23 protein-coding genes are annotated in these 26,284 nt (G+C 48.1%); 20 read left to right on the top strand and 3 right to left on the bottom strand.

Annotated features, from left to right (window positions below; genetic code table 11):
- Window positions 1-135: 135 nt before the first annotated feature.
- Window positions 136-1,011, bottom strand: a complete 876-nt coding sequence (locus tag AC3WQ3_RS25890) for a LysR family transcriptional regulator (RefSeq protein ID WP_492474084.1) — start codon at window positions 1,009-1,011, stop codon at window positions 136-138.
- 164 nt (window positions 1,012-1,175) lie between these two features.
- Here AC3WQ3_RS25890 and AC3WQ3_RS25885 point away from each other — a divergent pair, with 164 nt between their 5' ends.
- The 3 genes from AC3WQ3_RS25885 to AC3WQ3_RS25875 all read left to right on the top strand — a co-directional run bounded on the left by AC3WQ3_RS25885 (window position 1,176) and on the right by AC3WQ3_RS25875 (window position 6,095).
- Window positions 1,176-2,123 (top strand): DMT family transporter, encoded by a 948-nt coding sequence (locus tag AC3WQ3_RS25885; RefSeq protein WP_336779713.1) that lies wholly within the window; start codon window positions 1,176-1,178, stop codon window positions 2,121-2,123.
- Between the two features lie 181 nt (window positions 2,124-2,304).
- Entirely contained in the window at window positions 2,305-3,345 is a 1,041-nt protein-coding gene (locus tag AC3WQ3_RS25880) for a substrate-binding domain-containing protein (RefSeq protein ID WP_492474091.1), read from the top strand.
- Between the two features lie 203 nt (window positions 3,346-3,548).
- Entirely contained in the window at window positions 3,549-6,095 is a 2,547-nt protein-coding gene (locus tag AC3WQ3_RS25875) for a beta-mannosidase (protein WP_492474083.1), read from the top strand.
- A gap of 115 nt (window positions 6,096-6,210) precedes the next feature.
- Here AC3WQ3_RS25875 and AC3WQ3_RS25870 read toward each other — a convergent pair whose 3' ends face one another.
- On the bottom strand, window positions 6,211-8,208 hold the full coding sequence (locus AC3WQ3_RS25870; protein WP_492474082.1) for a beta-galactosidase: 1,998 nt from the start codon (window positions 8,206-8,208) through the stop codon (window positions 6,211-6,213).
- Between the two features lie 309 nt (window positions 8,209-8,517).
- Here AC3WQ3_RS25870 and AC3WQ3_RS25865 point away from each other — a divergent pair, with 309 nt between their 5' ends.
- The 5 genes from AC3WQ3_RS25865 to AC3WQ3_RS25845 all read left to right on the top strand — a co-directional run bounded on the left by AC3WQ3_RS25865 (window position 8,518) and on the right by AC3WQ3_RS25845 (window position 12,786).
- Window positions 8,518-9,195, top strand: coding sequence for an SOS response-associated peptidase (locus AC3WQ3_RS25865; protein WP_127536152.1), 678 nt, complete (start codon window positions 8,518-8,520; stop codon window positions 9,193-9,195).
- A 238-nt stretch (window positions 9,196-9,433) separates the two neighbouring features.
- Window positions 9,434-10,564: an NADH-dependent flavin oxidoreductase gene (locus AC3WQ3_RS25860; RefSeq protein ID WP_336779716.1), complete on the top strand. Its 1,131-nt coding sequence runs from the start codon at window positions 9,434-9,436 to the stop codon at window positions 10,562-10,564.
- Window positions 10,565-10,709: 145 nt separating this feature from the next.
- Window positions 10,710-11,477 (top strand): DeoR/GlpR family DNA-binding transcription regulator, encoded by a 768-nt coding sequence (locus AC3WQ3_RS25855; protein ID WP_492474081.1) that lies wholly within the window; start codon window positions 10,710-10,712, stop codon window positions 11,475-11,477.
- Between the two features lie 203 nt (window positions 11,478-11,680).
- On the top strand, window positions 11,681-12,139 hold the full coding sequence (locus tag AC3WQ3_RS25850; protein ID WP_336779718.1) for an OsmC family protein: 459 nt from the start codon (window positions 11,681-11,683) through the stop codon (window positions 12,137-12,139).
- A gap of 56 nt (window positions 12,140-12,195) precedes the next feature.
- Window positions 12,196-12,786, top strand: coding sequence for a DUF2062 domain-containing protein (locus AC3WQ3_RS25845; protein WP_336779719.1), 591 nt, complete (start codon window positions 12,196-12,198; stop codon window positions 12,784-12,786).
- On the opposite strand, the gene AC3WQ3_RS25840 is transcribed toward AC3WQ3_RS25845, so the two are convergent.
- A complete protein-coding gene (locus AC3WQ3_RS25840; RefSeq protein ID WP_492474080.1) occupies window positions 12,761-13,693 on the bottom strand; it encodes an AEC family transporter in 933 nt (310 codons plus the stop codon). The genes AC3WQ3_RS25845 and AC3WQ3_RS25840 overlap by 26 nt on opposite strands.
- Window positions 13,694-13,907: 214 nt before the next feature.
- Between AC3WQ3_RS25840 and AC3WQ3_RS25835 the strand changes: the two genes are divergently transcribed.
- The 12 genes from AC3WQ3_RS25835 (at window position 13,908) to AC3WQ3_RS25780 (ending at window position 26,004) form a co-directional block, all read left to right on the top strand.
- Window positions 13,908-14,990 carry a lactonase family protein gene (locus AC3WQ3_RS25835; RefSeq protein ID WP_154893499.1) on the top strand — a complete coding sequence of 361 codons (1,083 nt, stop codon included), beginning with the start codon at window positions 13,908-13,910 and terminating at the stop codon, window positions 14,988-14,990.
- A gap of 354 nt (window positions 14,991-15,344) precedes the next feature.
- A complete protein-coding gene (gene hxlA, locus AC3WQ3_RS25830; protein WP_090993813.1) occupies window positions 15,345-15,977 on the top strand; it encodes a 3-hexulose-6-phosphate synthase in 633 nt (210 codons plus the stop codon).
- 4 nt (window positions 15,978-15,981) lie between these two features.
- Window positions 15,982-16,545 carry a 6-phospho-3-hexuloisomerase gene (hxlB, locus tag AC3WQ3_RS25825; RefSeq protein WP_336779722.1) on the top strand — a complete coding sequence of 188 codons (564 nt, stop codon included), beginning with the start codon at window positions 15,982-15,984 and terminating at the stop codon, window positions 16,543-16,545.
- 204 nt (window positions 16,546-16,749) lie between these two features.
- Entirely contained in the window at window positions 16,750-17,109 is a 360-nt protein-coding gene (locus AC3WQ3_RS25820) for a winged helix-turn-helix transcriptional regulator (RefSeq protein WP_095287596.1), read from the top strand.
- A gap of 180 nt (window positions 17,110-17,289) precedes the next feature.
- Window positions 17,290-19,092 carry an oligoendopeptidase F gene (gene pepF, locus AC3WQ3_RS25815; protein WP_492474079.1) on the top strand — a complete coding sequence of 601 codons (1,803 nt, stop codon included), beginning with the start codon at window positions 17,290-17,292 and terminating at the stop codon, window positions 19,090-19,092.
- Between the two features lie 136 nt (window positions 19,093-19,228).
- Entirely contained in the window at window positions 19,229-19,717 is a 489-nt protein-coding gene (locus AC3WQ3_RS25810) for a DUF2500 domain-containing protein (RefSeq protein ID WP_492474078.1), read from the top strand.
- A gap of 204 nt (window positions 19,718-19,921) precedes the next feature.
- Complete coding sequence (locus tag AC3WQ3_RS25805; protein WP_492474077.1) at window positions 19,922-21,415, top strand: rhamnulokinase; 1,494 nt, start codon at window positions 19,922-19,924, stop codon at window positions 21,413-21,415.
- Window positions 21,416-21,417: 2 nt separating this feature from the next.
- Window positions 21,418-22,179: a DeoR/GlpR family DNA-binding transcription regulator gene (locus tag AC3WQ3_RS25800; RefSeq protein WP_336779725.1), complete on the top strand. Its 762-nt coding sequence runs from the start codon at window positions 21,418-21,420 to the stop codon at window positions 22,177-22,179.
- A 91-nt stretch (window positions 22,180-22,270) separates the two neighbouring features.
- On the top strand, window positions 22,271-22,999 hold the full coding sequence (locus tag AC3WQ3_RS25795; RefSeq protein ID WP_492474076.1) for a (Fe-S)-binding protein: 729 nt from the start codon (window positions 22,271-22,273) through the stop codon (window positions 22,997-22,999).
- Window positions 22,996-24,513 carry a LutB/LldF family L-lactate oxidation iron-sulfur protein gene (locus tag AC3WQ3_RS25790; protein WP_154893494.1) on the top strand — a complete coding sequence of 506 codons (1,518 nt, stop codon included), beginning with the start codon at window positions 22,996-22,998 and terminating at the stop codon, window positions 24,511-24,513. The genes AC3WQ3_RS25795 and AC3WQ3_RS25790 overlap by 4 nt, the downstream gene beginning before the upstream one ends.
- Window positions 24,503-25,228, top strand: coding sequence for a LutC/YkgG family protein (locus AC3WQ3_RS25785; RefSeq protein WP_492474075.1), 726 nt, complete (start codon window positions 24,503-24,505; stop codon window positions 25,226-25,228). The genes AC3WQ3_RS25790 and AC3WQ3_RS25785 overlap by 11 nt, the downstream gene beginning before the upstream one ends.
- A 218-nt stretch (window positions 25,229-25,446) precedes the next feature.
- Window positions 25,447-26,004, top strand: a complete 558-nt coding sequence (locus AC3WQ3_RS25780; protein WP_492474074.1) for a glutathione peroxidase — start codon at window positions 25,447-25,449, stop codon at window positions 26,002-26,004.
- The last annotated feature ends 280 nt before the right edge of the window (window positions 26,005-26,284 follow it).

Raw genomic sequence — 26,284 nt, 5'->3', positions numbered from 1 at the left:
AACAGATGAACGAAAGAATGAATCGGCTTGAGCAGAAGCTGGATTATTTGGCATATCATCATCAGGGGAATCGGCGTTGTACAAATTGTGAGTAATGCGAGTTAAAGGAAGGGGAGGCACACTCCCCTATCCTGATTAAGGGGTATGAGCCAGCCATTCTTGTACAGCTTCAATAAAACGGCGGGTAGCTGGAGACAGATTGGCAAGAGAAGGGCAGGCTAGCCCAATGGTACGGTAAGGGTCGCCGCTGAGTGGTACAAGTGCCAGTTCATTCGTATGCCCTTGTAATACCATCTCAGGCAGGAGACTGATCCCGAGTCCGTTTCGAACCATGGCCATGATGGCCTGATCTTCAGCAACTTCATAGACTACATTCAGCTTGGCGGCGTGCTGCCGAATCAAACGTTCGATCTCATTGTCACCACCCCAGCGGGGCAGGATAAAAGGCTGTTCCAGCAGCAATTCAAACGATACAGAAGTTTCATCTGCAAGTGGATGACCTAGGGGCAGGATGCACATCATCCTGTCTTTTTGCAATGGGATGTTCTCATAAGACATCGATTCGCCAAGGGATAAAAAGCCGAGATCAATAGCCCCGCCAGCCAGCCAGGCTTCAATTTCAGCATAGTCACCCTCCCACAGTTTGATCTCTATACCCGGATGCCGCAAGCGGAATTGCTTCAGTATTCCAGGCAGCCATTGAGTCGAGACGCTGGCAAATGTTCCAATGCGTACTGTACCGACCTCAGCTCCGCGAATCAGTGATATTTCCTGGTTCATGAGCTCGTTCCAACGCAAAATTTCACGCGTATAACCAAGAATCCGTTCCCCTTCAGCGGTAACCTTTACACCTGTTCGGCCTCGATTCAACAATGTAAATCCGCAATCCGACTCCAGACTGGCAATGGCATGACTGATGGCAGACTGAGTAATATTCAGGGCCTCCGCAGCCTTGGTAAGGCTTCCGTAATCTACGACGGCATTCAGAATTTCATACTTGACCAATGACATAATTCAATCCGTTCCTTCCGGTGAGTAATGCATGAATTCATTTCATAAATACTATTATAAATATTCATTTTTATAATGGAAAGAGATCGTTTATACTTGCCAAGGCGAGTTGAATTTGTACGGTCTCAACATAGAACAATACATAGAATGAAGGTTGAAGCAGAGTGGGTAGAGTCATTGGAAAACAAGTTAATGTTTCAAGAAGGGCAGATCTGCAGATGCTGCTCGCAACCGTTATTTGGGGTTCCTCCTATTTATTCATGAAGTCAGGTCTGGAGTCCATGCAAGAACTCAATTTGGTCGCATTCCGCTTCAGTATCGCTTTTATTGCCGCAGCGGTTATTTTCCACCGGCGACTGTTCCGAATGGATCTGAAAACACTTGGGGCAGGTACCATTATGGGCACTGCATTATTTGCAGCCTTTGTACTGATTACTTATGGCGTACAGCGGACAACGACTTCGCAGGCAGGATTTCTGATTAGTTTGGCCGTAATCTTTGTGCCGATCCTAAGTACCATCTTACATAGACGCATGCCGGATACAAGGCTGATGATTAGCATTATTGTGGCTGTTGCCGGACTTGGTCTGCTCACACTCCAGCATGAGCTTAGCCTGCATACCGGTGATATCCTGTGTATTTTGGCTGCTTTAACGTATGCTATTTATATCATGATTGCTGGAAGATATATTCCGAAACATGATCCCTTAACGCTTGGCACCATTCAGCTGGGGGTTGCAGCGCTCTGGGGAATCGGGTCCACATTCCTGTTTGAGAGTCCGCGGTTGCCGGATAGCCCGGAATCGTGGGTGGCTATTCTCGGGCTCGGGGTACTGTGCAGTGGTATTGGATATATCCTCCAGACACTGGCTCAGCGTCATGCCTCGCCTACCCGGACCAGTCTCATTTTCTCTCTTGAACCGCTGTTTGCGGCAGCCTTTGCTTTTAGCTTCCAGGGAGAGACATTGACGATGCAAGGATATACGGGAGCCGCATTGATGCTGCTGGGTGTATTAATCACAGAAATTAAAACATTGGACGTCAGGTTTTGGCGCAGGAAGCGGGGAACATTGCCTGCAGACCTAGGGGAGCAGGGAGCTTCCGGAATATAAAATGGGCATAAGACAAAAGAGTTCGAACATCTCTTACCAGAAGAGTGGACGAGCTCTTTTTTGGTATAAATTGCAATCCGTGTTGGCTAACAAAACAAACAAAATTATAACTTGTTTTGTTGGATTATGTTTTTTATGCTACACTAAATGTAAATTAAGGGAGAACGGGTGAGTGAGTAATATGGGCAAAAAAGTGACCATGCAGCAAATAGCCGATGCTGCGGGGGTGTCAAAATTCGCAGTCTCGCGTGCTTTGACGGGAAAACCAGGGGTGAGTGAACAAACCAGGGAAATGATTGTGAGAACGGCAGGTCAACTGGGGTATTTCAAAACGGAAACCAAGCGATATCCTGTTGAGCCACAGCCTATGCGCAGCAGCAAGCCAGGGCAGTCTGGCACGATTCTCATTTTGTTTCCCAATATTCGTTCCCAAAATCGCTCCTCACTGTACTGGGGACCTGTATTTGACGGTATTTCTGCCCGCCTTAACGAACAAGGGATGGATATATTAACATTAACCGAGCCATCTTCGGACCGGATGTTCTCGGTACTTAATCCTGAAGCAATTAGCGGCATTATAACCGTGGGTTCCATCTCCACCCCTATACTGCTTGAGATTTATAGGCTTCAAATTCCGCTCGTGATGGTGGATCATGAGGACCCGGCCATTCACGGAGATACCGTATTTACGGATAATATCAAATGTATGAAAGAACTGGTGCTGATGCTCGTAAGCAAGGGGTACAGACGATTTCAGTTTGCCGGCCAGCTTCCTGATGCAGCAAGCTTCAGAGAGCGATGGTTAGGATACCGAACGGTGCTTGAAGAAATGCAGCTACCAACATTGCAGCAGGCCGACTTGCTGGGACCGGATCTTAAGCTTATTCAGAAGGCAATAACCGAAATGCCGTTAGAAGATATTCCAGAAGTCATCGTCTGCACCAATGATCATACGGCAGTAATCGTACTGCGTGCCTTGCAGAGTCGAGGCATAGCGGTGCCTGAGCGCTGTGCGGTGACAGGGTTTGATAATACGAGTGTAGATGAGCCTATTCTGGCCACGGTTCATATCAATAAGGAAAACCTTGGCATTAGAGCAGTGGATCAATTATTATGGCGTATGGATCATCCTCATGAGCCGTATGAACGCAAGTTGATCTATTCCGATTTGGTTGTCCGGGATGAGTACAACGCCATTCGTGAGCAAGATCAAGGTGAATAGATGCTTGTCGGATATGGGAGCAGACATGAGCAATGAACAGCTCATGTCTTTTTTTTGTTTTCCTATTTTGTTATTTAAGAAAAACGGATTGACGTTAAGTGGGTTATCATGTTAATTTTGTTTTGTAAGTTATTCTATAATTGAATAACAAAACCTAACAAATTGTTTCGCTTAAGACACTTCATCGATAAACGGAGGCTGTTATGAGTAAAATACAATCACAGATTTTTCAAAATTGGACGTTCAAGGCTTGTGAGGATCAAGAATGGTTGCCGGCTCAGGTGCCCGGCTGTGTGCATACGGATTTGCTGAAACTGGATAAGATTCCGGACCCGTTTTATGGAACGAACGAGAAAGAAGTTCAGTGGATTGACAAGAAGGATTGGGAATACCGGACAGAGTTTGATATAAACGAGGATTTGTTGTCACAGGAACATTTGGAGATTGTGTTTGACGGTCTCGATACATATGCGGATGTATATGTGAATGACCAGCACGTATTATCCGCTGACAACATGTTCCGCGTGTGGAATGTGGATGTGAAGTCCATTGTGAAGGCCAGTGGTAACGTACTCCGAATTCGTTTTCGGTCACCGATCCAAGAAGATCTGCCCAAGCTTGAGAAGTTGGGTTATGCATTGCCTGCTTCCAATGATCAGTCCGATGTCGGTGGACTTGGTGATAAACGGGTTAGTATCTTTGCCCGGAAAGCACCATATCACTACGGTTGGGATTGGGGTCCCCGCTTCGTAACCAGTGGCATCTGGCGTGAAGCACGTCTGGAAGGCTGGTCCGAAGTGAGAATCAATGATGTATTCATCCGGCAAAATGAAGTAACCGCTTCCGCTGCTTCGCTGACGGCCATCGTGGAGGTTGAAACGTTCAACCCGATTGAAACAATCATTCGTATTGGTACGGATGGTCAGACCTGGGAACAGGCTGCTTCGCTGCAGACGGGCGTGCAAACGATCGAAATTCCAGTTTCGATTAACGAACCGAAGCTGTGGTGGAGCCGGGGATTGGGTGATCCGCATATGTACTCCTTTGTTACAGAAGTACTCAAGGGAGAACAGGTTTTGGCCGATTCGACGGTTAAGACAGGACTTCGATCTATTCGCCTGGTGCGGGACAAGGATGAAGCTGGAGCTTCTTTCTACTTTGAGTTAAACGGTGTTGCCGTGTTTGCAAAAGGCGCCAATCACATTCCCAATGACAGCTTTATTACGGAGATTACGGCAGAGCGTTATCGGCATGAGATTGTCTCAGCAGCCGAGTCCAACATGAACATGCTGCGGGTCTGGGGCGGCGGTATTTATGAAGAAGATGTGTTCTATGAATTATGCGATGAGTACGGCTTGCTGGTTTGGCAGGACTTTATGTTTGCATGCAGCATGTATCCGGGTGACGAAGCGTTCCTGAACAGCGTGAGACATGAGGCCATCGATAATGTGAAACGTTTGCGTAATCATCCAAGCATCGTACTGTGGTGCGGAAATAACGAAATCGACTCGGCTTGGGCTCATTACATTGAAGACGGTGGCTGGGGCTGGAAAAAGGATTATAATGCCGAACAGCGCGAGAAGATCTGGGCAGATTATGAAGCCATTTTCCATGAGCTACTTCCGGAAGTGGTTGAAGCCTATGCGCCAGGTGTGGACTATTGGCCTTCTTCGCCACTCGTATCACTGACGGGTGATGAGAAGCAGCATGCTAATCCATCGACGTCGGAAGGGGATATTCACTACTGGGGCGTGTGGCACAGCGTTGAACCATTTGAAAACTACAACGTTTACGTTGGGCGTTTTATGAGCGAATATGGCTTCCAGTCGTTCCCGGAATATAAATCCGTTCGCAAATATGCGGAGGAAGAGGATCTGGCACTGGAATCCGAAGTGATGCTGGCACACCAGAAGAACGGTGCAGGTAACCGTCTGATCAAGCAGTATATGGACATGTACATGCATGAACCGAAGGACTTCCCATCCTTCCTATACATGAGTCAGGTGCTTCAGGCTGAAGCAATGAAAACAGCCATTGAAGCACATCGCCGCCGTAAACCGTACTGTATGGGAACACTCTACTGGCAGATGAATGATTGCTGGCCGGTCGCTTCGTGGGCAGGCATGGACTACTTCGGGAACTGGAAGGCCTTGCAGTATTATGCCAAACGTAGCTTCAGTGACGTACTGATCTCGGTGGATGGTACGAAGGAAGATAGAACGGATGTTTACCTGATTTCGGATCAGCTGCAGCCGGTTGAGGGTCAATTGCAAGTGCAGCTCATAGGGTTCGATGGTACGGTATACCGGGAGGAAGAGCACACAGTGAGTCTGGAGTCGAATTCCGGCAAACAGGTCCTGACCCTAAACAACGCCGACTGGCTCCAAGGCCACGATGCGGCAGCAACCCTGTTGCGATTGGAACTGAAGCAGAAGGGTCACGCAGACATTGTACAGGAACACTATTTTGCACCGTCGAAGGATCTTGGCTTGAAGCAAGCAGCGATCCAGGTGACTGAAGTGCAGGAGTCCGATGGTTCATATTTGGTTCTGGAAAGTGACACACTGGCTAAACAGGTATGGATCTCTACAGAAGCTGAAGGCGTGTTCTCCGATAACTTCTTTGATCTCATTCCTGGCATTCCGGTGAAGGTCAAGTTCACGTCCAGAGAAGGATTACAGCATGCTGGTGCTGCCTCGAAAGCTGGTGCAATTGAGGTTCGTTCGATGGCTGATTTTATTAAACTGTAATTGTACGCATTATTTAATCGTTGAATAAACAAATGTGAAAGGCCCGGGTGCACATGTCGTGTACCCGAGCCTTTTTTTAGTTTCTCTATCTCACAATACGATTAAAGGATGTTTCTTATTTTTCAATTTCGAGGATTTCAAGATCATACCGGTCCAGTAGCAGCTGATCTTCCTTGACTGAGCCGTCCAGCGCACTCGTATAGGTATCATTCAACTGTATGGAAACAGGCTCGGGGCTTAAGTTCAGAATAAAACGAAATGATCCATTTGGACCTGTCCGGGTGGTGATCTGGACCCCGTCAGGTAGAGCTTCAATCCCCGCAAGCTGGCGTTTGTCGCCAATCGTACGCAGTAACTTGCGCAAATAGGCTTCTTCCGGTTGGGTGGCTATGTAATAGACCTCACCCTCACCCCACTGGTTACGTGTAACGGCTGCACTTTCGGCATAGAATTGATCGGCATATACAGCAACGGGGTGTGCCGTATCGAGTTCAAGCACATCTGCCCACTGAGATGCGGTATATATATTGCCTAGATCATCCCGAATCGTGATGGTGTCGCCGCCTACTGGGTCATATTCAGTTACTCTCACACCGGAACAAGCGGACAATAATCCGGGAAGCGGGGCCATCACACATACATTATGGTCATCCTTAACGCCGGAACGATGTGTAAGGATCAGGGTTCCTCCTGCAGCTGCAAATGCCTGGAGTCGCTCTGCGGTTGCCTCGTCCAGGAGGTACAGATGAGGAGCAATAATGATTTTATATCCATCCAGTGATGCGGAAGAGTGGATGACATCTGTACTGATTCCCAATTTGGTCAAGGCACGATGCCATACTTTTATATTTTCGTAGTAATTCAATCCCTCAGCCTGAGGTTGAATATGAAGAGCGTATAATTGCTCATGCGAATGCAGGATGGCAACTTCATTATCCAGAGTTGAACCTTGGAGACGCTCGCCGAGTCTGTTCACCTCCGAGCACAACTGCTGGAATTCTTTAAACCGCCGGCCGGGCACATTACTGTGGTCGATTAGGCCATGCCAGAACTGCTCTGCTCCCACCGTAGCACTCCGCCAGCGGAAATGCACAACCGCATCTGCTCCGCGGGCTATGGTCTGCCACGAGTAAGCACGCAGAAAACCCGGACGGGGTGCACGCCACATCGGAAACCAGCATCCTGGCGGTCCGCTTAGCTGTTCCATAATCCAGAAATTGCGGCGTTTGATGCCACGTGTCAGATCCAGAGACAGCGCCCCACTGTATGGTGCCGTTTCGGTTTTGTTTGGTGATGGATTCGGATAATAATCAAAAGAAGCGAAATCGAGCTCTGCTGCAATCTTATATTGATCCGCTTTCTGCGGATAACTATGGAAATTATGCGTAATCGCATGGTCTGGACAATTACGGCGAATGATGTCTACCTGAATCTGCTGAAAGGCGACGATGGAATCCGACTGAAAACGGGAATAGTCCAGCAAGAAAGAAGGATTCTGAAACGTAGATCCCCCAAAGGGCGGTGTAATCTGTTCCCAATCACTGTATTCACCGCTCCACACCACAGTACCCCAGCGTTGATTGACTCGTTCCAGCGTCGAGTAACGCGCGTGAACCCATTCCCGAAAAGCATCCGCACAAGCGGGACACTGGCAATCCGTGAAGCTGAATTCATTGTCTGTTTGCCAGCCTACTACTCCAGGGTGCTTGGCATAACGTTCAGACAGTTTCTGCACGATGCGTGCACTGTATGTCCTCATGCTCGGACTGTTATAGCAGCGGTGGCCACGAACCCCTTCGTGGTATCGTTGACCATTGGGAAGGATAGGCAGAATATCCGGACATTTCTCAGTGAGCCAGCGTGGAGGTGTCATGGTGGGGGTTCCAATGATGATCTCTAATCCGTGACTGTGCAGGATATCCAGGGCCTGATCAAGCCATTTCCAATCGAACTGCCCATCTGCAGGCTCCATACGGCTCCACGCAAATTCACCTACACGCACAAGGTGTACACCGCTTTCGGCCATCAAACGGGCATCCTGTTCCCATAACGCAGAGTCCCAATGCTCTGGATAATAATCGACGCCCATTTGAACGGGACGGTTGAATTCCATATGAATTAGCTCCTTTTACAATAAAAATGATTAACTGCACATGAAACTGCTGTGCCTGTATCAGACAATAGTAAGCAGCATCATCTTGCATACGTAATGTACTTCTAACTTATTGTATAATGGATGTTTTCAGCGGAGTATAACATCATATTGTGATGATTAGTATGATCTTGTCATTTTCAAAAGTGTCTCGAATGTAACGTCTTGTACGCTTGGGTTGCGCATCCATAATTTGAATATTGCCATGCATAATTTCCCTTTAATAACAAACAATACATTCAAATTCACACAGGGAAGGAAGCGTTGAGCATGTGCAATCGTTTTTCATTAGCAGCTGATCTGGATGAAGTGAGGGACCATTTCAAGATTGAACGCGTGATGTATTACTACAAGAACCGGTATAACATTAGTCCGACGCAGCACACGCCGATCATTTTGCATCAGGACGGTGAACGGGTTTTGGACGAGTTTCGCTGGGGCTTTATTCCGTTCTGGGGGCGTGATGCCGTCAATGCCAACCTGATGACCGTGCATGAGAACCCATCCTACTACAAATTGGTGGAAACGAAACGATGCGTTATCCCATGTAACGGACTGTATTACTGGCGCAAGGAAGGCAAAAAAAGCTATGCGGTACGAGTGGTAATGCCGGATCGGGGATTGTTTGGTATCGCAGGGTTATATGAGATTTGGAAAGATACCCGCAAGCAGCCGCTTCGCACCTGCACGATGCTAATGACTGGTGCTAACATGGTAACCCGGGAGTTCGGCAGTAAAATGCCAGCGATTCTCTCGGAAGATGAAATCAATACATGGCTTGACCCGTCCAATACACGGGTGACGCAGCTGCTGCCTCTTCTCAAATCGTACAATACGACAGATATGAACCTGTACCCGGTGACACCTATGGTAGCTAACGATGAACATGATTGTTATGAATGTGTGGAAGAGATGGATCTGAAGCTCGCGTATGTACGCAATTTCTAAACGCATTTCTGTGGATGGTGATCCATAGGGCGGAGTGTTGGATTTCACTTCGCCCTTTTTGCTGTGAGCTTGATGCGGCGTGATTGTGTTTATATAAATGGAGGAATTGAATCGTCCAAAAAGATTAGAAAATGAAAAGTTGAAATCTGGAGTAATAGTAACTATAATGGTTACAGTAATCGAAATACGTATTCATATATCTATTTAAAGAGATATTATAATCAGGAGGGAACCACGAATGAATCCAAAGTATAGCCAAATGTTTGAACAAGTTTCACTACCAAACGGCATTAGTCTCAAAAACCGGATCGTACTCGCTCCTATGACTCATATGTCCTCGAATCCCGACGGTACCGTCTCGGATGCTGAACTGGCTTATTATGCTCGTCGCACTGGCGGTGCAGGCATGTCCGTGACTGCCGTAACGTATGTTACACCGAACGGTATCGGATTTCCGGCGCAGTTTGCAGCCTATGACGATAGCTTCGTTCCGGGCCTGAAACGCCTCGCCGACACGATCAAGCAGCAAGGTTCCAAAGCAGTACTTCAGATCTTCCATGCCGGACGTCTCACTCCAGAACAAGCTGTACCCGCTGGTCAAGTGGTAGCACCAAGTGCAGTTGCCAGTGAACGTCCAGGATCTCCTCTACCGAGAGAACTCTCTGACGAAGAGATTACGTCCATCATCAACGATTTCGGTGAAGCGACACGTCGCGCCATTGAAGCCGGCTTCGACGGTGTAGAAATCCACGGTGCGAATGGTTACTTGATTCAGCAGTTCTTTTCTCCGCATTCCAACCGCCGGGAAGACCGCTGGGGTGGCAGCATTGAGAAACGCCTGACATTCCCGCTGGCTGTAGTGGATGAAGTGAATAAGGTTGTTGCGAAACATACCAAGCTTCCGTTTATTGTTGGATACCGTTTCTCTCCTGAAGAACCGGAAACACCAGGGTTGACTATGGAAGAGACTTACGCACTTATTGACGCACTGAAAGAAAAAAATCTGGATTACTTGCATGTATCTCTGAACGAGTTCTGGTCCAAACCACGCCGGGGCGAAGCAGATACCCGTTCCAGAATGGAATTTATCCTTGACCGTGTAGGCGGCAAATTGCCGGTTATTGGTGTAGGTGCAATCCATACGGCAGACGAGGCAGCGGAAGCTCTTCAAACTGGCGTGCCACTGCTTGCCATCGGACGTGAGTTGATTATTGAACCGGACTGGGTAGAAAAAATCGAGAGCGGACGAGAAGAGGATATCGAGACCGTTTTGACCAAAGCGGATCAGGAGCGTCTGGTTATCCCTGACGGATTGTGGAATGCCATCATCAACACGCCGGGCTGGTTCCCTTTGGCAGACGATAAATAATACATCTCAGCAATTACGGAGGGAGCATAGGCTCCCTCTTTTTGCACGTTCTTCATCCCGATAAAATTCTCCTTCAGATAGCACTGTGGTATGATGGGATGTACAGGATTCATCTTGGATATCAACGGTTTGGAGTGAAGAAATAATGCTCGTGGCTGAACGTTATGAGAAAATTGTGGAATGGGTGGATGCGCAGGGAAGCATGCGTGTAACCGAGCTTAGTGAGCGCTGCGGGGTGACAGAGGAGACGATTCGCCGCGATCTGGACAAGCTGGAGCAGGCTGGCAGGCTTAGAAGATCCCACGGCGGTGCGGTTAGCGTAAAATATAAAGAAGAAGGACAAGCGGAGATCCCTTATCCTGAACGGGCGATTACGCATGCTGAAGAAAAGCGCAGAATAGCTGAAGAAGCCATCAAAATGGTACAGCCAGGCGACCGGATTGCACTGGATGCAAGCACAACGGCATGGTATATGGCTGCAGGGCTGCCGAATATTCAGCTAACTGTATTGACCAACTCCATCAAGGTGGCCGCTGAACTGAGCAGCAAGGAACAGATCAGGGTTATTGCTACGGGAGGGCAGCTTGCTTCCAAGTCGTTATCTTTTGTAGGCCCGCTTGCTGAACGTTCACTGGATGCCTACCATGTGGACAAGGTGTTTCTGTCCTGCAAAGGGGTGCATTTGACCAAAGGCATCAGCGAATCGAACGAATTGCAGGCTCTCGTGAAACAGAAGATGATCAGTATTGCGGATGAATTTATTTTGCTCGCCGATTCGAGCAAGTTCGATATACAGGCTTTTACGCGAGTTGCAGAACTCAGCAGTGTGACACAGGTTATTACCGATGTGGGGTTGAACGAGGAGCATGTTAGCGCACTGAACGAACAATCCATACCATGTAAACGAGTGTAATTATAGAAAAGTATAATCGAATATCTACACTTGAACGGAGAGGGCAGAAGAACTGGAAAAGCGGAGCGGTCGCATTTATCACCGGATTTCCCCTATAACAAGGGATTAAAAAATCTGGGGATAACAGCGATTGAAAGTTTTCTGACTTTGGAGTTCTCTTGTGTAGATTCAATTTTTTACTTTTCAAGAAAGGAATGAGTGAAATGAAACATCCTTTTCATCTGAAAGCTGTATGGAACGGTGGACGTAACAGTGAGGGCACAATTGATGCAGGAGGATTAAAATCGGTTATATCCATCCCACAGGAGATGGGGGGGCCAGGTACAGGAACCAATCCGGATGAAATGCTGCTGGGTGCAGCCTCTACCTGTTATCTGATTACCCTGGCAGCCATGCTGGAACGCTCGGATATTACACCGCATGAGCTGACACTGGAGTCGGAAGCAACGGTGGATGTCACCAATAATATTTTTACGTATGAACGAATCGTGCATCGACCACGCATAGTGCTTCAGTCTGATGCAACAGAGGCTGAGCTGACCAAAGCGGATCGACTTGCACATAAGGCCGAAGAGTCTTGTATGATAACAAGAGCGGTCGCAGGGAATGTAACCATCGAAACGCAGCCTGTCATTGTCACAGCTGATGTTAAAACAGTCTAAATGAAATGAAGAGACGGCGCGAGCCGTCATTTGTGTAAAATAAGGGGAAGTTCGGTATGAATTCACAGAAAAGCAAAGCGAACCGATTCGCGCGTTTAACGCGTGCGTTGAAGCTGAATTTTCTTAAATTGTTACGTGCTCCCGGAGGAGCACATAAGGTTTCCACCGGATTCGCGATCGGTTTTGGTCTCGAATTGATCGTTATCTCCACGGCATCACTGATCTATCTCGTGTTTTACCCCATTGTGCGATTGTCTGGCGGTTCACTTCCGGCTGCCATTGTGGGCAATGTGATTGGAAAACTGACATTTCTGCCGATTTTGCTCATGCCGCTAGCCAAGCAGATCGGGTCATGGATATTGCCAGCGCACAGCATGGGACAGGGCCCCGTGCACGAGAGTGCCTTTATGGAGCTGTTTCGCGGCAACTGGTCTGCGCTCAGCGAATTATTGCTGGGTGGGCTTGATATCCTCGCAGGCATGTCTGTATTTGGCGTGATCCTGGGGTTCATTTCGTATTTTGTGGTCAAATTCTTCTATGTCAGAGCTCTCCGTCGTCGCCATGAACGAAGAATGGAGAAGCGCCGCCTAGCGGCGATGTCTCCTGGACCAGCACCAGTGCTTATCCGGAAGACATCACAATCATAACCGGCAGAATGACCATGGATGCTGCGGTTGTCCATAGAATGCAGCGGGATACAAATTGCGGTGAGGCATTGAATTGCTCAGCCAAAATAACGGCGTTTACTGCCGTTGGCATGGATGCCAGAATCAGCAGCACGCTAAATAAGGTGCCCTCGACCTGAAGTGCAGTCAGAATCAGGTAAGATAGTACCGGCGCAGCAGCGAGACGCACGACAAGTCCAGTCCAGAAAGCACGCCGTACGTTAGGCTGCCATGGCTCAGCGGAACCGCGTGGTCGTAACATCTGTGCACCCAATATGGCAAGCACGACCGGGGAATACCCCGCTGCAAGCATTGCGATGCCACCATCCAGAGCTTCAGGAAGACTGATGCTGGTGGACCGCAGAACGATTGCAATGAATGCGGCATAAATGGAAGGCATACGGAACACGGACAAAATGGCATGTTTGACCGTGAATTCCGACCTGGCTGCAAAAAAGATCCCGACCGTATTCACAATAATCATCTGTCCGATCACATAGACCGAGGCCTTGTCCAATCCCAGTTGTCCAAAGGCAAGCAAAACGAGCGGGAGCCCGTAATTCACACAGTTTGTAAACGTGGAGACAAGGGTGAGTCCTGCTTTTTCGCTTGCACCCAGGTGGAAGATCCGGCTTAGTAGTTCGGCCAGTGCCCATAACGCGATCAGATTAATAATGGAAAACCAGAACGTGCCTGTGACGTCCGTCCAGGTAATTTCGGCATGAAGCAGCGTATCAAAGATCAGCGCAGGGCTCAGAATATAGAGGGAGAAGGTTGACAGTGACCGGGTATCCCAATTTTTGAACCGTTTCAACAGAAGGCCTCCGATAACTGGCAGGGATATGGGCAAAAAAACATGATACAACGTAAGCAGAAATGATTGCAGCAACCGAATTCAGTCCTTTCATGATGAAAAACCTATCTAATCATAGCAGAAGTTGGCCTGGATCGTGAAAGAATACACGTATGATATTTCTCCAATAACTTGCATGAGCCCCTGTATGTTGAGCGTGGGAAGGGCTGACGGATTGCTATTTTGATATGGCAGATTTATTATAGAAGAGGTGCAGCTAGACTACATACACATATAGGAGGAAACTGTAATGAGTGAATCAAAACGCTTGCTCGTATTGGTCGGCTCTTATGCCGAAGCGGAAAATGAGGGCATTTACGCATATGAATTGAATGAGGATACAGGCAGCTTAAGCAAGCTGGACGGCATCTCGGGTGTGAAAAATCCAACGTTTGTAAACGTTAATGCCGAAAACAACAAAGTGTATGCGATTGGGGAAGCTGTATCTCCAGAGGGAAACAAAATGTCCGAAGCGGTTGCTCTGAACATTGATCCTTCCACAGGGAAACTATCCTTGCTTAATCGTAATGATTCCATCTCAGCTCCACCATGTCATATCCAGCGTGATCCGTCTGGACGTTACCTGATCCTTTCCAGCTATCACGGTGGACTGGTAGGTCTGCAATCGTTGACGGATAACGGTGAAGTCGGAGCGCTTTTGGACGAGAAAAAACATGAGGGTAAAGGCGCACATCCAGAGCGTCAGGACAAGCCTCATGTACACTCTGCTTTCTTCAGCCCGGATGGCAAATACATGATGGTACAGGATTTGGGTGCTGACAAGATTGCCATCTACACGATTGATGCTGACAACAATGAGCTTGTGCTGCATAGCGAAACAAAAACCCATGCAGGAGCAGGTCCGCGTCACTTGGCGTTCCATCCGAATGGCCAGTTCGCTTATGTGATTAACGAAGTGGATTCTTCCATTACGTCTTACCGTTATGATGCAGCGGCAGGTACGTTGACTGAAGTATCCACTGTGTCGACCTTGCCGGATGGCTATGAGGGCGCTGAAAATACAACTGCTGAAATTACCGTATCGAATGATGGTCGTTTTGTATACGGATCGAACCGTGGACATGACAGCATCGTTGTATTTGCAGCAGATGCTGAAACAGGACATCTGAAACTGGTAGAACACGTTTCTGCTGAAGGTGAACACCCACGTCACTTTGCATTGACACCGAACGGTAAATTGCTCATTGCAGCTAACCGTGATACCAACAACATCGTTACGTTCACTGTAGATCAAGAAAGCGGACGTCTGAAATATACAGGACATAGTACAGGTGCTTCCAAGCCGGTATGTGTAAAACCCGTTTATTTCTAAACCGTATTGATCCAGTTGTACAAGCATAGATATATGAAATAATGCCCTGCCTTATGGCAGGGTATTTTTATTGATATAAGGAAGAGTTTTGTATTCGCTACTTATCCTATAGAGTGTTCCTTAATTAATTGTGATTACTACACTTCACATAACAACTAAACTAAATCGATAGTATAGTGTAGGTAACTACCTGACTTCAAAGTGCGTACTTCCTGAATGGAAAGTCAGGCCCTACAATGAATGAGTAGCCAAGATAAACATTGCATGCATCTGAAGAGGCTGATTGGTGCAGGCTAATTATTTAGAATCCTATACAGCAATAATCATACTTGAACAACAAAGGAGAAATGAATCATGAAATTGCAACTCGCACTCGATCTGGTAAATATCCCTGAAGGTATCGCTCTGGTTAAAGAAGTGGAACAATATATCGATATCGTTGAGATTGGTACACCAATCGTTATTAATGAAGGTTTGCACGCGGTAAAAGCGATGAAAGAAGCATTCCCAAATTTGCAAGTTCTTGCAGACCTCAAAATTATGGACGCTGGTGGTTATGAAATCATGAAAGCAGCTGAAGCTGGTGCGGATCTGATCACTGTGCTTGGGGCAACCAATGACAGTACGATCAAAGGTGCAGTAGCAGAAGCGAAGAAACAAAACAAACAAGTTCTTGTGGACATGATCAACGTGCCTAACCTTGAACAACGTGCTCGTGAAGTTGATTCGCTTGGCGTAGATTACATCTGTGTACACACAGGATATGACCTGCAAGCTGAAGGACAAAGCCCGTTCGAAGATTTGCAAACGATCAAAGCTGCTGTGAAAAACGCAAAAACGGCTGTAGCTGGCGGCATCAAGCTGGAAACATTGCCTGAAGTAATCAAAGCACAACCGGATCTGGTCATTGTGGGCGGCGGAATCACTGGACAAGCAGACAAAGCCAAAGTTGCGGCTGAAATGCAACGTCTCGTTCAACAAGGGTAACGGAATGAGCAGCAGACAATACGCAGCTGACATTCTGAAGGAGCTGGAACGTACACTAAGCCAGATCGACGATTCGGAGATGCAGGCGATGGCTGAGCATATTTTGGCTGCTGAACAGATTTTCGTGGCAGGTGCTGGACGCTCCGGTTTGATGGGAAAGGCTTTTGCCATGAGATTGATGCAGATGGGGCTCCGGGTATTTGTCGTCGGGGAGACTGTCACACCGGGCATCAGTCCGAAGGATTTCCTTCTACTATGCTCGGGTTCGGGAGAAACGGGCAGTCTGGCGGCGATGGCTCATAAGGCCAGCAAAGCAGGCGCTCCTGTCGGTCTGATCACGATCAAGCCGGAGTCCACCATTGGTCAATTGGCCAGCACCGTCGTTCGTCTGCCTGCATCGGCAAAAGAGGACACCGCAACGTCAGGCGCAGCCGTTACAATCCAGCCGATGGGTTCACTTTTTGAACAGGGATTGCTGCTTGCTATGGATGCTTTGGTACTCACATTAATGGAAAAGAAAGAGATGACCGGGGCGGACATGTTTGGCCGTCACGCGAATCTGGAATAGAAGATCGCTCATAGATTTTAAAGACAACATAGGCAGGACCGGTCCCTTATATATAAGAGGGAAGCCGGTCCTTTCTGTCATGCTTAATACGGTGGTAAATCACGTCTCCTATGCATTCGTGCCATGCTGTAGTAGAATGAAGAGAAGCTATATCGAATAATGTACCTGTTGATATAAGAATGTAAGCTAAGGGGGCTCGGAGCCATGGCAGCCGAAGTCAAGGAACGGATAAATCTGAAAGAAATCAACTGTGAGAAGGAATTGACCCTTGCTGTTATTGGCGGCAAATGGAAACTTATTATATTGTGGCATCTGGGCCTGGAAGGAACCAAGCGATTCAGTGAATTGAAACGGTTGATCCCTCATATCACCCAAAAAATGCTGACAAACCAGCTTCGGGAGCTGGAGGAAGATCGGCTGATTGAGCGTAAGGTTTATGCAGAAGTTCCTCCTCGGGTAGAATACAGCTTGACAGACCATGGACATAGTCTAATGCCAGTCCTGCGAGCCATGTACGATTGGGGCAAAAATTACGGTGAAAATGTAATCTGGAAATCAGAATAAGTCAGAGTCAAATAACCTTAAGTCAAATAAACCGCCAAGGTATGGAATATTTCCAGACCTTAGCGGTTTATTTTGATTCGGTTTGAACCAAAAGTCTCAATTTGGGAGATGTCAGGTATAAACGGTCGTAATATGATACGATGAGAGATATTGGAAATGCAAGGAGGAGGACATATACAGATGGAAAAGATACGTACACGCGACGAGGTAAGCCAGGAGTCGACATGGAATCTGACCGATTTGTTTGGGACTGATGCGGAGTGGGAGCAGGAACTCAGATCACTTCCTGAAGCAGCTGTCGATATTGAAACGTTCAAAGGACGTCTGGGCGAAGGTGCCGAACAGCTGCTGGCTTGTCTGGACGCTCGTGAAGCACTTCAGGAACGGATTGTGAAGACCGCATCCTACGCACGACTGAAACAATCAGAGGATAGTACCAATCCGGTAAACATTGAGAACTCGGCCAAAGCGGGAGATATCCTATCTTCTCTGTCGTCTTCCTTGTCTTTTGTCAATTCGGAAATTGCGGATCTTCCGGAGGGTACAGTGGAACGTTATATTGCAGAACTTCCCGGACTGGAGCCCTATGCTCGCAGCCTGAACCTTCTGCTTCAGGAAAAAGCACATCGTCTCTCACCGGAGACGGAGAAGGTGCTGGCTTCCCTCGGTGAAGTATTGGATTCGCCATACCGGATCTACCTCCGCGGTAAACTGGCAGACATGACTTTCGACGATGCGCTGGATGGAGAAGACAATAACCGTCCACTGTCCTGGTCGTTCTATGAAAATAACTACGAAATGTCTTCCGATACCAAGCTGCGCCGTTCTGCTTATGCAGCCTTTAGCTCCAAGCTTAACGATTACAAAAATACTTTTGCCGAAGGTTATGCAACCGAAGTAAAGAAACAGGTTGTTTTATCCAGGCTTCGCGGTTACGACGACGTAACCGATATGCTGCTTAGCCCGCAGCAAGTTAGCAAAGAGATGTACAACAATATCCTGGATATCATTCAGCAGGAACTGGCACCGCATATGCGCAAACTTGCGGCTCTCAAGAAACGCGAGCTGGGTCTGGACAAGCTTATGTTCTGTGATCTCAAGGCTCCACTGGACCCTGAATTTAGTCCGGCCATTACATATGAGGAGGCCTGCACGCTCATCCGTGAAGCGCTTGCTGTGCTTGGTCCCGAATACGGTGAAATTGTGGAGCGGGCATTCAGCGAACGTTGGGTGGATTACGCAGATAACGCCGGCAAGTCAACGGGTGCTTTCTGTTCATCCATTTACGGCGCGCATTCGTATATCCTTATCTCATGGGCTAACAATATGCGCGGTGCGTTTACGCTCGCTCATGAAGTCGGTCATGCTGGACATTTCATGCTTGCCGGACGCTATCAGCGGATCACCAATACAAGGCCTTCTCTATATTTCATCGAGGCACCATCTACCATGAATGAAATGCTGCTGGCCGATCATCTGTTAAAACGCTCTGACAATCCAAGAATGCGTCGGTGGGTAATCTTGCAGTTACTCAACACGTATTACCATAACTTCGTAACCCATCTGCTTGAAGGTGAATTACAGCGCCAAGTATATGCACTTGCGACCAAGGACGAACCGATTACAGCCAAGCTGCTCAGTGAGCTGAAAGGAAACATACTTTCCGCGTTCTGGGGTCCTGACCTGGTTGTAGATGAAGGGGCGAAGCTAACCTGGATGAGACAGCCTCATTATTATATGGGTCTGTACCCTTACACCTATGCAGCTGGTTTGACGGCATCGACTGCAGCTGCCGGACTGATTCGCGAGGAAGGACAGCCTGCCGTGGATCGCTGGCTCGAAGCATTAAAAGCAGGCGGTAGTCTCGCACCTCAAGAGCTCATGAAACTTGCGGGTGTAGACATGTCCGGACCTGAGCCGATTCGTGCAGCCGTGGCGTATGTAGGCAGTCTGGTTGATGAACTTGAACGTCTGTATTCCTGATTACGTTCATATAGTATACGGACAAGGCTAGTAAGGTTGTTCACGTGCACCGTCTCCTTGGCAAGGGACGGTGCATTCTTATTTTGGAGCCGGAAAGGAACGATGATGAATGATAACGAACAACATATCCTCATCGATGGGCAGATTAACCACAGACGGCTTCGGTGTATTTGACGACATGAATAGTGTGCCGGGATTTGAGGGGAATCAGGGAGGTTTTTTTTCGGGATTTAATGAGTTTGGGGCCATGAGTGCATTCGGATCCATATTTATTGGTGCTATATTTCTCATCATTGCATGTGTGATTGTGTACGCCATTATTTCAGGGGTTCGAACATGGTCTTCGAATAATGCAGCAGCACTGCTCACGCTGCACTGCACCGTGGTGGCGAAGAGAACCCAAGTTACGGGAGGCAGCGGGGACAGCAGTGCTTCCACCTGGTACTATGCAACATTTCAACTGGATAATGGAGAGCGTGTGGAACTGAACGTCGGCGGAAGCAACTACGGCATGCTGGTGGAAAATGACCAAGGCATGCTGACATACCAGGGCACAAGGTTCAAGCATTTCGAGAGAGATGTGCAGCCACAGTCCGGCGTAAGTAATGGCCGCTTTTATACGTAATCGAAACGTAATGCCAAACATAAGAACGACTTATCCATGGGATCAGGTCGTTTTTTTGTTGGGAAAGAACAAAACACAGGGTATTCAAACGCTTACAACAGTGATATACTCGTAAAATAAAGCAAAACAGTATAAAACAAAAACAAACAAACAATTAAGTGCAGGTAAAAAGCAACATTTGTATAGAAAGGTTGGTGTAGAGCAGTGAGCGTGTTGGCATATGATTTGGGAGCTGGCAGCGGGAGGGCGCTGCTGGGTCATCTGGATGACCGGGGAATAACGGCCACCGAAGTTCATCGATTCAAGAATGAGCCGGTCAAAGCAGGTGAGCGAATGTACTGGGACATTCTGCGTTTGCATCATGAAGTGCTGCAAGGTCTGCATCTGGTCAAGCAGCAGGGAGAGCAGCCAGGTAGTTTGGGGATCGACTCCTGGGGAGTTGACTTTGGACTTCTGGGCCACAATGGAGAATTGCTTGGTAACCCCTATCACTATCGTGATGGGCAGTTCAACGGCATGATGGAACAGATTCGCAATGAGTTAACCTCCCAGCGGATCTTCGAGCGAACAGGCATTCAATTTCTAAGTTTTAATACCCTGTACCAGCTCGCAACTCTGCAGCGGAACGGTTCACCACTGCTGGGTGCAGCAGATCGTTTTCTTATGATTCCGGACCTGCTTCGGTACTTTTTGACTGGAGAAGCGGTGAATGAGTTTACCAATGCAACGACAACACAGCTCTACAACCCGGTGAGCGGGCAGTGGGACGGAGAATTACTTGCTCACATCGGGGTTTCGGATCAGCTGTTTGGTGAAGCGGTGATGCCGGGTACACGAGTAGGTCAACTCCGCAGCAGTATATCCGGTGAATTGGGGATATCATCAATTCCTGTTATTGCAGTAGCCGAACATGATACGGGTTCAGCAGTGGTCGCTGTCCCGGCAACGGATCGTTCGTTTGCTTACTTGAGCTGTGGAACCTGGTCCTTGATGGGAACGGAGATCGATCATCCTGCCATTACTCCGGAAAGTTTGGCCTTGAATTTTACGAACGAAGGCGGAGCTGGCGGAACATTCCGTCTACTGAAGAACATTATGGGACTCTGGATCCTGCAGGAGAGCATGCGTGAATGGGAGCGTCAGGGGAAGGGGATCAGTTACGCTGAATTATTAAAACAGGCTGAAGCGGCCCCTCCATTTGCAAGTTTGTTTGACCCTGATGACGATCTGTTTATGCCAGCAGGTGACATGACGATTCGGATTCGCCAGTATTGCCGAGATACGGGACAGCAGGAACCACAGGATCAAGGAGCTATTGCCAGATCCATCCTGGAGAGTCTTGCGCTGAAATACAGAAGAGTACTTGAATGGACGGAACAATTATCGGGTCAGTCTTTTAATGGATTGCACATAGTCGGCGGAGGCATCCAGAATCAATTGCTGTGCCAGTGGACGGCAAGCTCTATTGGCAGACCGGTATGGGCAGGGCCGGCAGAAGGCAGTGCAATTGGTAACATGGCTGTCCAATGGATTGCGAGCGGAGCGTTCAAGGACATTTGGGAGGCTCGAAGGGTCATTCGTGATTCGTTCCCGGTAACCGAGTATGAACCGAAAGACAGAACGATTTGGGAAGAGGCATACGGCAGATTTCTTAGGTTAACGGACTCATCGAAATCACAGGCCGGAAGTGAGGTGTAACCATGCTGGCTGCCGAGCGGTATGATCGGATTGTCGAGATGGTTAATGAAAGCGGAAGCATGCGTGTGTCCGAGCTAAGTGATCGCTGTAGGGTAACCGAAGAGACCATTCGCCGCGATCTGGATCGGCTGGAGCAAGCCGGGCGATTAAAGCGCTCCCATGGGGGTGCTGTGAGCATCAAGGATGATCAGCCGGAGATCCCCTATCGCGTGAGGGAAACGACGCATGCGGAAGAGAAGAAGCGAATTGCTCAGGCAGCCCTTGCCATGATTCGCCCAGGGGATCGAATACTCCTGGATGCCAGCACCACTGCAGGTTATATGGCTGCGAACATGCCGGATATCCCGCTGACGGTGTTAACCAACTCGATTCAGGTAGCGACCGAACTTAGCAGCAAGGACAAGATAGAGGTGATCTCTACCGGGGGACAATTGGCACAGCGTTCGCTATCGTTTGTCGGGCCGCTGGCCGAACGTTCACTGGAAACGTATCACGTTGATAAACTGTTCTTGTCCTGCAAGGGGGTCCATCTGGATGGTGGCGGAATTAGCGAATCCAATGAACTGCAAGCCAGGTTGAAACAAAAAATGGTCGGCATCTCCGACCAGGTTATTTTGCTCGCAGATGCCAGCAAGTTTGGTGTGCGTGCGTTCGCCAGGGTAACCGGATTAAATGCGGTTCATGCTGTTATTCTCAATGAGCAGCTGGAGGGTGATCTCATGAAACGTTTGAAGGACTATGACATTCAAATTACGCTTGTATAAGCAAATGGGCATGTAGTCAGCTCGTTCTGACTTGGTACCTAGAGTTAACTTCAATAGATCAACTACTAATTGATTATGGGAGCGTGTATTTATGAAGGTCTCCTTGTTCATTACCTGCCTCAGTGATGCCATCTACCCGCGTGTCGGAGAAGCGATAGTCAGACTGCTTGCCGCTCACGGCGTTCGGTTGGAATTTCCGCCTGTCCAAACCTGCTGCGGTCAGCCTTCTTATAATAGCGGGTATTGGGATGAGACGAGAGTGGCAGCCAAAACGATTCTGGAAGCGTTTGACGACAGCGATTTTGTAGTCTGTCCTTCGGGGTCTTGCACGTATATGATTCATCATTATCCCGAGCTGTTTGGGGATGATCCGGTATGGCTCGAAAAGGCGAAACGGCTGGAAGCGAAAGCCTATGAATTTACGCAATTTCTGGTGCAGGTGCTCGGGATAACGGATCTGGGAGCACATTTTCCTCACAAGGTTACGTACCATCCATCGTGCCATGGCAGCAGGCTGCTCGGAGTCAAAGACGAACCGATGGCGCTGTTGTCTGCAGTGAAAGGGCTGGAATTTGTACCGCTTCCTTATGGAGAGGATTGCTGCGGGTTCGGGGGAACGTTTGCTGTAAAAATGTCCGATATATCCGGCGCCATGGTTACCGAGAAAGTTGATCATATCAAAGAGACCGATGCCGAGGTGCTTGTTGGACTGGATATGGCGTGTCTCATGAATATCGCAGGCAATCTGCGTTACCGGAATGAACCGGTTCGTGTCATGCATTTGGCGGAATTACTGTATGAGGGGGTGCGATCAGGATGAGTCAGCCTGGTGTAATGGATGTGTCTGTCAAAAAGCGTGCGGAACTCGCGCTCAATGATGATTTTCTGCGCAAAGCCGTCAAGTTCACAACAGAACGTCTGCGGAACGGAAAGAAATCGGCTTCGGAGGAACACGGAAACTGGGATGAATGGCGGGAACGGGGACGCCAGATTCGACTGCACACGATCGCACATCTGGATTATTATCTGAATGAATTCGTCAACAACGCCCGTGCTAACGGTGTCCATATCCATTTTGCTGATACATCGGCCGAGGCAGCCGCAATTGCGCTTGATATAGCGGCCCACAATGAAGCTGCGTCCGTGGTCAAATCCAAATCGATGGTGTCGGAAGAAGTACATCTGAACCATGCGCTTGAATCTGCCGGCATTGAAGCCATTGAGACCGATTTGGGTGAATATATCATCCAGTTGGCAGGGGAAGCACCCTCACATATCGTTATTCCGGCGATTCACAAAAATCGTTATCAGATTGCGGAGCTATTATCAAAAGAAGCAGGGGAAACTCTCGAACCGGATACAACCGTGCTCGCCGGGTTTGTGCGTAAAAAGCTGCGTGAAAAATTTCTTGAGGCTGACATTGGCATGACGGGCTGTAACTTTGCCATTGCAGAGACAGGCTCCATGGTGCTGTTCGAGAATGAAGGCAACGCCCGTATGGTATCCACTGTACCGAAGACACAGATTACCTTGATGGGAATGGAGCGTATCATTCCATCCTGGACCGATCTTGAAGTGATGGCCACACTGCTGCCGCGTTCCGCTACAGGACAAAAATTGACCATGTATATGTCAGGCATCACCGGGCCGCGCCGAACAGCAGACGGGGATGGTCCCGATGAGATGCATATTATTATCGTGGATAATGGAAGATCCCTGCAGCTGGGTGATCCTGAATTTCAGGAACTGCTGAATTGCATACGCTGCGGAGCCTGTCTGAATGCTTGTCCGGTATACCGTCATATAGGCGGTCATGCCTATGGTGGAACCTACAGTGGGCCGATTGGAGCGGTGTTGACCCCAGCACTGAATGGGAATATAGACGAGTGGAACGACATTGCCAGTGCTTCGAGTTTATGCGGGGCCTGTTATGAGGCCTGTCCTGTCAAAATACCTTTACATGATATGCTCGTGTATTTACGCAGACGTAAGGTTGAAGAAGGCCACGGAAACAAGCTGGAGGGAGCAGGCATGAAGGGATTTGCCGCTGTGGTGTCCAGCTCCAAACGTTTCAGTGCGGCTATTCGTCTGGGCCAGCTTGGCCAGAAGGCTGTTGTGCGTAATGAAGGAATTTCGCTCAAGCTTGGTCCGCTCAAGGGCTGGAACACATACCGAGTTGCACCGAGCCTGGCCAAACGTTCATTCCGCCAGCAGTGGAGCAAGCTGGATCAGGAGCTGGATCAAGATCGAAAAGAAATGGATAGCAATGTCCGCAACCGGATGGAGCACATTTTGCGAGAACGGGAGCAAGGAGGCGGCAGGCATGAGCACTGAGCATCAGCAGTGGCTGAACCAATTGGAGAAGCGGTCGCGCGAGAAGCAGGAGAAGTTCATGAATGGTATTGCTTCCAAGTTAAGAAGGCCCCGCCAAAATCATGCGCCAACGCAGCCTTTTCGAGGTGCGCCGTCATTCTGGAATGAACTGGAATGGGATGAAGAGAAACGTATACAGGCATTTACCGATAACTTTGTGAGTGTTGGTGCCCACATTGTTCGGGTGAAGAATTTGGATGAAGCTTCCACTTTTATTACAACGAAAGCGAATGAACTGGGAGCAAAGTATGTGATTCGTCAGAACGAACAGGAGCTAGATGAATTGCAGCTTGAAGCAGAGCTGCCGGACGTACAGATTTCCGTATGGAACAGCAAGCCGGATGAAAACTGGAAAGCTCGGGCTGCAGAGGCCGATATTGGCGTGGTCATGGCGGATTATGCGACTGCTTACACAGGTTCAGTTACGGTGCTATCTTCACCAGAGAAGGGACGCGCTGTGAGTCTTCTGCCAACCGTATTAATCATTATCATTCCGGTAGAACGCCTGCATACCCGATTGGGCGAGACGCTGAATCGCTTTGATGAAGCAGGAAGAGAGAACCTTCCCGCTGGTATCCATTTTATTTCCGGCCCAAGTCGGTCTTCCGATATTGAAAATGACCTGACGATTGGTGTACACGGTCCGGGTGTAGTATACGGCCTGATTATGGGATAAGCGTTTATCAATTATCTAATAACCCAGCACAGCAACTGTCCAATGGAGTAGATCCGTTCTCTTCTCAGGACAGTTGTTTTTTTGGCATACTTTCACAATGCATAATAGATAATAGCTATTAAATTAATATGTTTTATATATTTCAACTATAAGATGAACGCAGATATAATTTATGTAAAGAGCCTATTTTAGTCTACTTCTTATGGGAGGCGCTATATATGAATCCTATTTATTCTTATCAAGTTTCTTCAAAGGATGGACATATTGATGATTTATCAAGGTTTGAGGGAAAGGTACTGCTCATTGTCAACACTGCCAGCAAGTGCAGCTATTCCAGACAATTTTCGGAGCTGCAGCACCTCTATGACAAGTATGGCGAACAAGGCCTGGAAATTTTGGCTTTTCCCTGCAATCAGTACAATCATAAAGAACCAGGTAATAATGCAGAGATCACCCAATATTGCAAAAGTAATTTTCATGTGACCTTTTCGATGTTTGATAAGATCGAGGTTACCGGAACATCCATTCATCCTCTGTTTCGTCATCTGGTCGAAAAGGCTGCATTCCAGGGATATGATCTCGAAACGGAAGAAGGTCGGTGGATGGATCATTTTGTAAGGGAAAACCATCCTGCATTGTATTACGGGGACGGGATCAAGTGGAATTTCACCAAGTTTTTGATCCGAGCGGATGGCGAGGTTAGTGATCGCTATGAAACGACAGTTGAACCTTTAATGATGGAAACGAAAATCAGGGAACTGCTGAAGAAACGCTAGATTACATGGTGAAGCTCCCGTGTAAAAATCAAGGGTGGAGAAGGCCTGAAACCGTTTCAGGCCAAGGGACCACCTAGTTCAAAGAGCAGGGCCGACCCGATGGTCCTATGACTTTGAGACTGTTGAAGATTGGAACTGGAAATGTTAGGGTAAAAGTAAGATAACGAAGCGCCTCATTTTTTTTACTCAAAATTGACCGATATACCAAATCGGTCAGTTGGTTCTATTGTGTTTTATCATGATCTTGAATCAAATGTGAGTACTTGTAGAAAATGATGGT

The organism is Paenibacillus sp. FW104-T2, from assembly GCF_058789975.1.
This window is presented reverse-complemented; position numbering and strand designations above follow the sequence as displayed.